This window comes from Bacillus sp. CECT 9360, assembly GCF_918741275.1.
Classification (GTDB): domain Bacteria; phylum Bacillota; class Bacilli; order Bacillales; family DSM-1321; genus Peribacillus.
Genome location: NZ_CAKKNA010000018.1, coordinates 61298 through 71412, shown reverse-complemented (window position 1 = coordinate 71412; position 10115 = coordinate 61298). Strand labels below are relative to the sequence as shown.

The window sequence follows — 10115 nt, the reverse complement described above, 5'->3', positions numbered from 1 at the left end:
ATACAATAACTATCGTTATCAATGGACGCTAAATAAAATGACTCCGGTACAATACCGGAGCCATCTATTAACAGCGTAAATTACTAGGTGCTTTTTTACACTGTCCACTTTATAGGTCACAGTTCAATGACCGGAGAGCGGTTTTTTTCTTCTATTTTTTATTTGCTTTTTTTGCAGCGTTTTCAAGCCTGCTTTTTGGATCCCTTGCACGCTCTGTCCCAGTGGAATAGCCTTGGGGATTCACTCCGCTGAATGCATCTGCACCCCTGTTTCTGTTTTTGCTCATTAAAAACACCTCCTATTCTTAATCTTTACAAATTCAAGCAAGTGTATAATGGCAACTTTTGTCGAAAAATGTATGGTCAAAAGAGAATTTATAAGGTAATATGTAGGAGGAAAATGGTAATGAGGCAGGTGGAGGGATCCTGTGGAAAAAACAGTAGAAGAGTACATTAGCAACCTTGAATCTAAAGGTTTTTCGTTCGGGGAGGGTGCTATCGAATTTATCTTTTTCGGTAAACATTACACAAACGCTGATGACTTTCTCGTCAATATGGCGATTGAGATGACTCTTAAAGCACAGAAGAATTTTGACGGAAGCTTTTATATATCTTTGCTTGAAGCGTTAAAGCAAAGCGAAATACATACCCGGTCTGATGCAGAGTTATTTGCGAAGGAACGTGGTCTGCGTATCTGAAAAAACGGCAGAAAATTTCTGCCGTTTTTCATATATCCGCAGCTGCTTTAGATTTTTGAGGGAGTTCTGCCAGGATCATTCCCATGAAAATAAACAGGCATCCGATAATTGTCACGTACGTTAGCTTTTCTCCGATCCAAAAATAGGAGGTCAATGCTGCAAATACAGGTTCCATCGCGAAAATGACCGCCACTCTTGTCGGAGAGGTATATGCCTGAAAATAAGTCTGGGCCAAAAACGCGAATGCCGTGGCTAGAGAGCTGGTAACCAATAAAGCGGTCCATACATCTCTTCTGAACATTACTTCCGAGTTTAAAACGATCGATAAATTTTCGAAAACCATTGCGAACATAAATGAAAGAAGCGCGACGGTGAAAATTTGGACAATCGTCAAAGGCAGCGCTGGATAATTTCCGGCAAACTTCGCTGTCATTATGATTTGCATGGCGAAACTAATCGCGCATAAAAAGACGAGGAAATCCCCGGAAGATAAAGAAGAATTCTCGAATACCGTCATCAAATACAATCCTATCGTTGCAGCGAGAACACCGAGCAACGCGTTTCTGGATGGTTTCTTCTTTAAAAGCATCATCGAAAATAAAGGCACGAGTACGACGCTCAATCCGGTAATGAATCCGGCTTTTGATGGGGTTGTGGACAGCAATCCAAAGGTTTGGAACGCATATCCGAGGAAAAGCCAGATCCCGAGCTTCACCCCCGAAAACAATAATCCCTTATCCCAATTTGTTCTTCTGTTTCTAGAAAATAAAAGGTACCAAATGACAAGCAGTAAAAAAGCTGCAAAAAAACGAACCGCGTTAAAGCTGAAAGGCTCGAGGGAGGGAATGGCGTTTTGCACCATTACAAAGGTTGCTCCCCAAATAAAAACGACGAATAATAACGTTGAATCAGACAGTGATGAATTTCTCATTCCTCTGTACCCTCATTCAAGCGGATTGCCCTTCTCGCCAATTCATCGGCTGATTTATTTTCGCTGCTCGGAATCCATTTCATAAAAAACAAGTCCAGTTGGCTGGACAATTCAAGAGCTTTTTCTAAAAGCGGCGAATAGCGTTTATTCTTCACGAATTCTTTTTCAAATGCCTGGCTGATCAACTGAGAATCCGTGCGGAAGGAGACGGTCGTATACCCCTTTTCCAAACAGTACTCCAGTCCTTTGATGACGGCATGGTATTCTGCTTCATGGTTTTCCATCATTCCAAGCGGAATCGAAAACCGTTCGACCGACCCGCTATTTTTAATGAAAATGCCGGCACCGCTCGGACCTGGATTGCCCGCGCTCGCTCCATCGGTATATACTTCAATCATAAAAAGACCCCTTACGAACAACTTAGTTAAGGAAAAACATATTATTTTATATAATAGCAAGCCAAGGGAAGATTGCAAAACAAAAAATTAGGGAATTGTAAAAAACGAAAACATATTCTAAAATAACCAAAACTAGATATCATAAGGATGAATGCAATGAAAGTGATTATGCGATGGACATATGGCAGCCCGAAAAAGCCTGCCGCGGATTTTACTTCTGACTGGCTCGATGCCCCAAAAGCCCTTATAATAACAGATGACCTGGAAAAAGCAGGCCGCATGAAAGATGTTGAATTTCAAGATGAAATCGGCACATCCTGGACAAAAAAAGAATTGATTAAGCTATTGACCGAAATTAAAGATGACCCAAGTAATGTGACCGTATATTTTGACGGTGGTTACCAAAAAGAAGATGGGTTGACCGGGATCGGGGTAGTCATCTATTATACACAGGGCAATCAGAATTGGCGTATCAGGATGAATGCGGTTCTCAGAGAACTTGACTCCAATAATGAAGCTGAATATGCGGCCATGTTTGAGGCAATCAGACAGCTTCAAGAGCTAGGCGTCCACCATCAATCCTGTATTTTTAGGGGCGATTCACAAGTGGTCCTAAATCAGTTATCCGGGGAATGGCCTTGCTTTGAAGAAAATTTGAACAGGTGGCTTGATCGTATCGAACAAAAAATCGGGGCTCTTGGCATTAAACCCATATACGAACCCATTCCAAGGAAAGAAAATAGTGAAGCAGATAAGCTGGCAACCCAGGCTTTAAAAGGGGAAGAAATACTTAGCAAGCTAAACTTAAATGAAAAATAAGAGGGAGCCATACATTGATGAATCGAAAAGTCATATACTCAGAAGTGGAAGCAGTCCTCGAGGATTACTGTAAGGACTGTTTTCTGTACAGCACGTTAAGAAAAGAAAAAGGCAGGAACCACGCGCATAAATTTTGTATATCACAATGCACAGTGGGGGAAAAACTGAAAGACATCGGGCATAAACTTGCGGGTAACCCAAACACAAATTAACCGGTGTGAAAATAAAAAAAAGACCGATTATTATGAAATCGGACTTTAATTCGGCAAATTGGAGAGTATCTGCTACACATTTGCAACTACCATTCTGTTTTCTTCTCAAAAGGCTCGCTAGTCAGCGAGTCTTCTTTATTGGCCTGCTGTTTGGCTTCGAAATATTCACGAAACAAGACTTTGTTATGAGTGATGTCTTCCAATGTATATTGATCAAGCACCTGCAGGAATGTATCAAGCGCTTTATTCAACACATGCTTTAGCGAGCATACCGGTGCGATGACACAATTGTCATGGTTATTGCCGAAACACTCCACAAGATAGAAATCTTCTTCCGTTTTCCGGACAATTTCCCCGATGTTAATCTCGGATGGCTGTTTTGCGAGGCGGATGCCACCATTCCGTCCGCGAATCGTTTCAATATAGCCCATTTTCCCTAAATTATAAATAATCTTCATAAGATGATTTTTTGAAATATCGTAAGCGAAAGCAATTTCTTTAATGTTGGAAAGTTTCCCTTGCTCTAATGTGGCAAGATATAATAATACTCTGATTGAGTAATCTGAATAAGTGGTTAAACGCATGTATGTTCCCTCGCAATCTCTTTCTGCCTTCATCTTATCATAATTGTGAACATTTCTTAAACGTTTCATCTTTTCGAGTTAAAAGATGTATTTATTTTATTGCTTATTAATCAGTTGAGCACTATGATAAACATGTATTTTAAATATTACTTATTCAGAGAGGAAGGGATCGTTCCATGTTATCCCCAAAAACCATTGATATTATTAAATCGACCGTGCCTGCCTTAGAAGTAAAAGGTACAGAAATTACAACCGTTTTTTACAAAAATATGTTTGAAAACCACCCGGAATTATTAAACATCTTTAACCATGCCAACCAAAAGAGGGGACGTCAGCAAACAGCTCTCGCTAACACGGTACTGGCCGCAGCTACATATATTGACAAGCTTGAAACGATCATTCCGGTAGTCAAGCAAATTGCCCATAAACACCGGAGCCTGGCGATTAAACCGGAGCATTATCCGATTGTAGGTGAATACCTTCTAAAGGCAATCAAGGAAGTGCTCGGAGATGCTGCGACAGATGAGATCATCGATGCGTGGGCGGAAGCATACGGGGTGATTGCACAAGTATTCATCGATATTGAAAAAGAAATGTATGAGGAAGCCGCCATCCAAACGAACGGGTGGGCGGATTATAAAGATTTTAAAATCATCGATAAAGTGAAGGAAAGCGAAGTCATTACTTCATTCTATTTAACACCGGCTGACGGTTCTCAAGTTCCGACGTTTGAACCGGGTCAGTACATTACGGTCCGCTTGCAAATCCCTGGAGAAGAATATTTATTTAACCGTCAGTACAGCTTGTCTGTTGCGCCCGGCAAAGAATATTTCCGAATTTCCGTAAAGAGGGAAGCGGAAGGCAATGCACCGGATGGAAGGGTTTCAAACTACCTGCATGATCATATTAATCCTGGTGATGTGATCGAAGTTACCGTTCCAGCAGGAGATTTTGTTCTCGACACGGAAAAGAAAACACCTGCTGTATTTATCAGTGGCGGAGTCGGCATTACACCATTCATGAGCATGTCTTTCGCCATCTCTGAAAAACAGCCGGGACGAAAGGTACAGTTTATCCACGCCTCACGAAACGGAAAGCTTCAAGCTTTCAAAGAGGAATTGAAAGCATTAAACAATAAATTGACTAACTATGAGCTGTCATTTGTTTATGAACAACCCGCAGAAGAAGATCTCCAGGACGAATACTTCAGCAAGCAGGGCTATATGGATGCTGAATGGCTGAAGGGGAGAATAGAAACGGACCCCCATGCCGATTACTATGTATGCGGACCGGTTCCATTCCTGCGGGCCATCGTCGGTATCCTGAAAAAGCTTGGAATCTCAGATAGTCAAATTCATTATGAATTCTTTGGACCTTCGATGAATCTGGAATCAGAAACAGCATAAAAATATGAACATATAGAGAGTCGCTTTTCCTTTTAGGAAAGCGGCTCTCTTTTTGCATAAAAAAACTAGGTATGTTTTCCCACAATCTAAACAGGTATAATGAATGTATCAAAAATGAATCAGGTGAAAACTATGAAGCTAATAATCGCGGAAAAGCCGGATCAGGGGGCTGCTCTTTCTTCACAATTCAAAACGAAGAAACAACAGGGATATATAGAGATCCTTCCGAACGAGCTTTTTCAAAAAGGTGCTTATGTAACCTGGGCGGTTGGCCATTTGTGTCAGCTTGTCTCCCCGGAAACCTATCGTCCTGAATGGAAGAAATGGTCGCTTGGCACACTGCCGATCATTCCGGAGCGGTTTCAATACGAAGTGACACGCTCCAAGGCCAAACAATTCAATCTTGTACGGTCGCTAATCAAGAAGCCGGAAGTAACTGAAATCATTCACGCTGGTGATGCCGGGCGGGAAGGCGAATTGATTGTCAGGAATATCGTCAATTTGACCGGGGTGAAAAAGCCAATGAAACGCCTTTGGATTTCGTCGTTAACTCCGAAGTCTATTTATGATGGTTTCAAAAACTTATTAGATGAACAGGAAACAAAGAATTTGTTTTTTGAGGCGTATACGAGAGCTTGTGCTGATTGGGTTGTTGGCATGAACGCATCCAGAGTTTATAGCATTCTTTTAAAACAGAAAGGGATGTCGGATGTTTTTTCGGCAGGCCGTGTCCAGACACCAACACTCGCGTTAATTGTGAAACGTGAAAAAGAGATTGAAAACTTCAAGTCAGAGCCGTTTTGGGAGGTATTGGCCAATTTTGATATTCAGGGGAAGAAATACGAAGGCAAATGGCAGAAAGACAATGAATCTCGCATTAAGGACGAAGAAACAGCAACTAAAATAGCAGCTTTTTGCCAGAATAAACCGGCGATTGTGGATGAAATGCAAACGGAACGAAAAGAATTCCAGCCGCCTTTGCTGTTTAATCTTTCGGCTTTGCAGGCAACAGCCAATAAAATCTTTAAGTTTTCACCGAAAAAAACATTGGATGTATTACAGGGCTTGTATCAAAAAGGAATCGTCTCTTATCCAAGATCCGATTCGAACTATGTAACAAAAGGAGAGGCCGAAACGTTTCCAGACATTCTCCAGAAATTAAGCAATCTTCCCGAATATAAAGAGTTGTTTCCTGTACCAATCCCTTCGATTATTGATAACAAACGGTACGTCAATGAGAAGAAAGTGACCGATCACTATGCGATCATTCCGACTGAACAGGTGAAAGATCCGGACAAGCTTTCGGCTGACGAAAGGAAAATATACGATTTAGTAGTCAGGAGACTCATCGCCGCGCATTATAATCAAGCGATTTTTGACTATACAACCATTAAAACGCTTGTTGACAAGCGGGCGGAGTTTGTCTCGAAAGGAAAGCAGCAAATCCAGGAAGGCTGGCGGAAGGTCATTTTTCAAGCCGATAAAGATGATGATGTCATTCTACCGATCATTGCTGAAGGTGAAGAGGGAAAAGTAGTCAAAGTAAAAGTGAAAGAAGGAAAAACGCAACCCCCGAAACGTTATACAGAAGGGCAATTAATTACTTTAATGAAAACAGCCGGTAAGCACCTCGATAATGAAGAGCTGGAAAAAGTACTGATGAAGACAGAAGGGCTTGGAACAGAAGCAACCCGGGCCGGGATCATTACCATGTTAAAGGACCGAAAATATATTGAAGTGAATAAGAACCAGGTCTTTGCAACCGACAAAGGAAAGGTATTGATTTCAGCGATCGGCGATAAAATCCTCGCCTCTCCTGAAATGACCGCCAAATGGGAGCAAAGACTTAGGGAAATCGGTGAAGGGAAAGCCTCCGCCTCCGAATTTATGGAACAAGTAAAGAAACTCTCGGCTAAAATCATTCAAGACGCGACAGAGACATCGGGAGAATGGAAATTCGAAGGGCTGGACACCGAGTCCATACAAAGAACCAATTCAAAATATTCTGCAGGGAAATCGGTGGGCAAGTGCAAATTATGCGAGGGCACAGTCATCGACAAGGGGAAATTCTACGGGTGCTCGAACTATAACAAAACAAAGTGCAATTTTACATTGTCCAAAAAAATGCTAGGCAAACAGATTTCCCAAACAAACGCGAAAAAAATCCTTGATAACGGGAAATCCGATTTAATTAAAGGATTTAAGAAGGCGGATAAAACGTTTGATGCCTATTTGGAATGGAATGAACAGGAAAAGCGTGTAAGCTTTTCTTTTAAATAAATCAATAGAAGCAGGGGGGACCCACCTGCTTCTATTGGTTTCAGTTATTCAGTGACTACAGCTTCCTCCTCAATTTCGGAATAGGCGTCAAACTGCTTCTTGGCCCTGGCAATGGCCGCTTCGCGTGCATTGTACTGTTTGATGGCGTAATCCGTCATGATCGACCAGTCGATGCCATAAACTTCTTCTCCTTCAGTGATGGCAATTGTGTCGTTGATCAACCCGATTGAATATGGAAGGAGATCGTCCATCGTCGCTGTGAACACATCGTACAGCTTTGGATCCTCGGCAATTAGCCTTTGCAATGTATAAGTACCAAAGCCGATATGGCGCCCTTCGTCACGCCCAAGATTAGCTATACCCTCAATAATGCCAGGCAATAGCCCTGTTGACTGAAAGGCAAGCCGGAACGAATGATAGCCTGATTCGGCAAGCATCCCTTCCACGACCATATGGTAGGTCGTTAATGCCTTGATTTGTGCTTCGGGTGAGTTATCGGTATAAAGGGCGTTCATTGCCTGAGGAAGCTTTTCATAGAAGATTTTCTTATAATTGTCGGAGTGATGCTGCGATAGATCCTCCAGCATCCCGACCTCTTGGCGCCATCGCGCAAAAAATTCGGTATGCTTCGCTTCTTCATATAGAAAAGTCGTCAGATAGATCGTGTCCTCAAGTCGGCCTTCGTTAGCCATTGTATAAAGCACTGGCAGGAAGTCCAGCGTTACTGCTTCTTCCCCGGCCCCAAACAGCCCGACCAGCTGTCCCACCATTTTCCTTTCTTTCGGGGTACAATTCTTAATGCTCTCCTTGTCAACCGAAAAATCAATATCCTTTGGGTTCCATCCGCCAAACTTCTTCGCTTTTTCATAGAGTTTATACATCGGATGATTCCAGTCTAACAGTTTGTCTGTTGACGTTTGGAATTGTTCATGAACATTTTTTAATCCTTTCATTTTACCGCCTCCATCATTACAAAATAATGTTGATAGCTAAACTATAACCAATTTAAAAACGGTTACAATAGAACGTAAAGTGTCGTTTTTTTTAATCTTTCTTTTTTAAGTATCCCGACTAATGTCGTATACGGAATCCGATTATTTACGGTATTTATTTTGAAAATTCTAAATCTTATAATAATATTACAACGCATGCCTGAAAATACTTGAACGGATATGCGCTCATGGATAGGAGGAGGAGGATTTTTGAAAGCAGCCGTTTTAAAGGATTACGGCCAACAGGTAACCGTTGAGGATCTAGAACTGCAGGGTCCAAAAAAAGGCGAGGTTCTCGTGAAGATGAAAGCGGCAGGCATTTGCCATAGTGATTTGCATGTGGTAACCGCCGATTTGCCGTTGCCGGTACCTATGGTTCTCGGCCACGAAGGTGCAGGTATTGTAGAAGAGGTCGGGGCAGGTGTCACAAGGGTGAAAAAAGGAGACCATGTCGTTTTAAATTGGGTTCCGGAATGCGGTACGTGCTATTACTGTCATATCGGTCGGAAGGATATGTGCGATACAGCCCAAACCACGGCTGCAACGGGAACTCTGCCAGATGGGACGACTCGTTTTCACAAAGGTGGTGAAGAAATCTACCAATTCAGCATGACCGGCACTTTCAGTGAATTTACGGTAGTTCCTGAAAACGGCGTTATTCCGATTAATAAGGATATCCCGTTTTCCCAGGCTTCCCTGGTTGGCTGTGGCATTTTAACCGGATTTGGAGCTGTCGTTAATACAGCAAAGGTTGTTCCGGGAAGCAGTGTTGTGGTGATTGGTGCAGGCGGAGTTGGCTTAAACGTGATTCAAAGTGCCCGGCTTGCCGGCGCGGAGCGGATTATCGCGGTCGATATTACTGCGAACAAATTTGAAACTGCGCGGTTATTCGGGGCAACGCACACGGTGAATGCCAAGGAGACTGATGTCATTGATCAGGTGCTTCAATTGACGAATGGCAGGGGCGCCGATTATGCGTTTAAGGTTATCGGCAGTCCAGGTACCATTGCGCAAAGCTACAACTGTTTAGGGAAGGGCGGGACTGCAGTAGTAGTCGGGATAGCGCCGCCGCATGTTGATATATCTATTAACGCGTTCTCCTTGCCGGCCCAGAGCAGGACGATTACCGGATCCTGGTATGGCCAAAGCAACCCGATCGTAGACATTCCCAAGGTGCTTGACTTGTATATGGCGAAGAAAATCAAGCTGGATGAGCTGATATCGAAAAGATACACCTCGTTGGAAGGGATAAACGAAGCATTCGATGATTTAAAGGAAGGAAGAGTGGCCCGAAGTGTAGTCGAATTTTAACTTTTTGAAGGAGGAATCCAGATGGCGATTTTTCAGTCGGCAGAGGAAATGTATCAGGTGTTCGAGGGCTTTTTTAATGAAGTAAAGGATACAGAGCAGGCAAAGGCAATAATGTCCTCTTATCAGAAATCTGATCAGCACAATGCGCTTGTTCAATATATTTATCATAATCCGGAAGCGAAAATGGCCTGGGTTGAAAATGACAGGGGGAGCATTGATGTCGTATTTGGTGATGCTGAGGAGCTGAATCCAGAGCTCACATTCGAAATGACCTCAGATGTCGGGCACAGGTTTTGGCTTGGAGAGGTCGATCTGACGCAAGCGTTGGCACGCCAGCAAATGAAAGCCACCGGCCCCCTTTCTAAATCGTTAAAGGTAGTTCCGCAGCTCAAGCAATGGTATCCGTTGTACCGTGAATATTTGAAAAGAATCGGCCGTGAAGAATTAGCTGTTTAACTAAATCGTTAAATGTAAGCGTTTTCCTT

At 42.7% G+C, this 10115-nt stretch carries 13 protein-coding genes; 8 read left to right on the top strand and 5 right to left on the bottom strand.

Annotation, left to right across the window (positions count from 1 at the left end; all coding sequences use genetic code 11):
- Positions 1-79 (top strand): IS3 family transposase (locus LQ216_RS20550; RefSeq protein ID WP_354958877.1); only part of this gene is annotated, 79 nt, incomplete at its 5' end.
- 72 nt (positions 80-151) lie between these two features.
- On the opposite strand, the gene LQ216_RS18240 is transcribed toward LQ216_RS20550, so the two are convergent.
- Positions 152-286: a small, acid-soluble spore protein L gene (locus tag LQ216_RS18240; protein WP_117308137.1), complete on the bottom strand. Its 135-nt coding sequence runs from the start codon at positions 284-286 to the stop codon at positions 152-154.
- A 141-nt stretch (positions 287-427) separates the two neighbouring features.
- On the opposite strand from LQ216_RS18240, the gene LQ216_RS18235 reads away from it, so the two are divergent.
- On the top strand, positions 428-697 hold the full coding sequence (locus tag LQ216_RS18235) for a DUF6123 family protein (protein ID WP_117308138.1): 270 nt from the start codon (positions 428-430) through the stop codon (positions 695-697).
- A gap of 28 nt (positions 698-725) precedes the next feature.
- Here the strand turns inward: LQ216_RS18235 and LQ216_RS18230 are convergent, their stop codons facing one another.
- Positions 726-1628, bottom strand: coding sequence for a DMT family transporter (locus tag LQ216_RS18230; RefSeq protein WP_230130849.1), 903 nt, complete (start codon positions 1626-1628; stop codon positions 726-728).
- Entirely contained in the window at positions 1625-2026 is a 402-nt protein-coding gene (locus tag LQ216_RS18225) for a reverse transcriptase-like protein (protein ID WP_230130848.1), read from the bottom strand. The genes LQ216_RS18230 and LQ216_RS18225 overlap by 4 nt, the downstream gene beginning before the upstream one ends.
- A gap of 156 nt (positions 2027-2182) precedes the next feature.
- On the opposite strand from LQ216_RS18225, the gene LQ216_RS18220 reads away from it, so the two are divergent.
- Together LQ216_RS18220 and LQ216_RS18215 are read left to right on the top strand one after the other, a co-directional pair.
- Complete coding sequence (locus LQ216_RS18220) at positions 2183-2845, top strand: ribonuclease H family protein (RefSeq protein ID WP_230130847.1); 663 nt, start codon at positions 2183-2185, stop codon at positions 2843-2845.
- 17 nt (positions 2846-2862) lie between these two features.
- A complete protein-coding gene (locus LQ216_RS18215) occupies positions 2863-3057 on the top strand; it encodes a zinc-finger domain-containing protein (protein ID WP_230130846.1) in 195 nt (64 codons plus the stop codon).
- An 86-nt stretch (positions 3058-3143) separates the two neighbouring features.
- Here the strand turns inward: LQ216_RS18215 and LQ216_RS18210 are convergent, their stop codons facing one another.
- Positions 3144-3641 (bottom strand): Rrf2 family transcriptional regulator, encoded by a 498-nt coding sequence (locus tag LQ216_RS18210; protein WP_230130845.1) that lies wholly within the window; start codon positions 3639-3641, stop codon positions 3144-3146.
- 176 nt (positions 3642-3817) lie between these two features.
- Here LQ216_RS18210 and hmpA point away from each other — a divergent pair, with 176 nt between their 5' ends.
- A complete protein-coding gene (gene hmpA / locus LQ216_RS18205) occupies positions 3818-5047 on the top strand; it encodes an NO-inducible flavohemoprotein (RefSeq protein ID WP_230130844.1) in 1230 nt (409 codons plus the stop codon).
- Positions 5048-5179: 132 nt separating this feature from the next.
- Positions 5180-7327, top strand: a complete 2148-nt coding sequence (locus tag LQ216_RS18200; RefSeq protein ID WP_230130843.1) for a DNA topoisomerase III — start codon at positions 5180-5182, stop codon at positions 7325-7327.
- A 44-nt stretch (positions 7328-7371) separates the two neighbouring features.
- Here LQ216_RS18200 and LQ216_RS18195 read toward each other — a convergent pair whose 3' ends face one another.
- Complete coding sequence (locus LQ216_RS18195; protein ID WP_230130842.1) at positions 7372-8280, bottom strand: R2-like ligand-binding oxidase; 909 nt, start codon at positions 8278-8280, stop codon at positions 7372-7374.
- Positions 8281-8529: 249 nt separating this feature from the next.
- On the opposite strand from LQ216_RS18195, the gene LQ216_RS18190 reads away from it, so the two are divergent.
- Both LQ216_RS18190 and LQ216_RS18185 read left to right on the top strand, forming a co-directional pair.
- Positions 8530-9630, top strand: a complete 1101-nt coding sequence (locus tag LQ216_RS18190) for a Zn-dependent alcohol dehydrogenase (protein WP_230130841.1) — start codon at positions 8530-8532, stop codon at positions 9628-9630.
- Between the two features lie 21 nt (positions 9631-9651).
- Positions 9652-10086 carry a hypothetical protein gene (locus LQ216_RS18185; protein ID WP_230130840.1) on the top strand — a complete coding sequence of 145 codons (435 nt, stop codon included), beginning with the start codon at positions 9652-9654 and terminating at the stop codon, positions 10084-10086.
- Positions 10087-10115 lie beyond the last annotated feature (29 nt).

Bases quoted from the DNA above. Each gene is read 5' to 3' on its own strand.
- LQ216_RS18240 (WP_117308137.1), bottom strand. From the start codon at position 286: ATGAGCAAAAACAGAAACAGGGGTGCAGATGCATTCAGCGGAGTGAAT.
- LQ216_RS18230 (WP_230130849.1), bottom strand. From the start codon at position 1,628: ATGAGAAATTCATCACTGTCTGATTCAACGTTATTATTCGTCGTTTTT.
- LQ216_RS18225 (WP_230130848.1), bottom strand. From the start codon at position 2,026: ATGATTGAAGTATATACCGATGGAGCGAGCGCGGGCAATCCAGGTCCG.
- LQ216_RS18220 (WP_230130847.1), top strand. From the start codon at position 2,183: ATGAAAGTGATTATGCGATGGACATATGGCAGCCCGAAAAAGCCTGCC.
- LQ216_RS18215 (WP_230130846.1), top strand. From the start codon at position 2,863: ATGAATCGAAAAGTCATATACTCAGAAGTGGAAGCAGTCCTCGAGGAT.
- LQ216_RS18210 (WP_230130845.1), bottom strand. From the start codon at position 3,641: ATGCGTTTAACCACTTATTCAGATTACTCAATCAGAGTATTATTATAT.
- hmpA (WP_230130844.1), top strand. From the start codon at position 3,818: ATGTTATCCCCAAAAACCATTGATATTATTAAATCGACCGTGCCTGCC.
- LQ216_RS18200 (WP_230130843.1), top strand. From the start codon at position 5,180: ATGAAGCTAATAATCGCGGAAAAGCCGGATCAGGGGGCTGCTCTTTCT.
- LQ216_RS18195 (WP_230130842.1), bottom strand. From the start codon at position 8,280: ATGAAAGGATTAAAAAATGTTCATGAACAATTCCAAACGTCAACAGAC.
- LQ216_RS18185 (WP_230130840.1), top strand. From the start codon at position 9,652: ATGGCGATTTTTCAGTCGGCAGAGGAAATGTATCAGGTGTTCGAGGGC.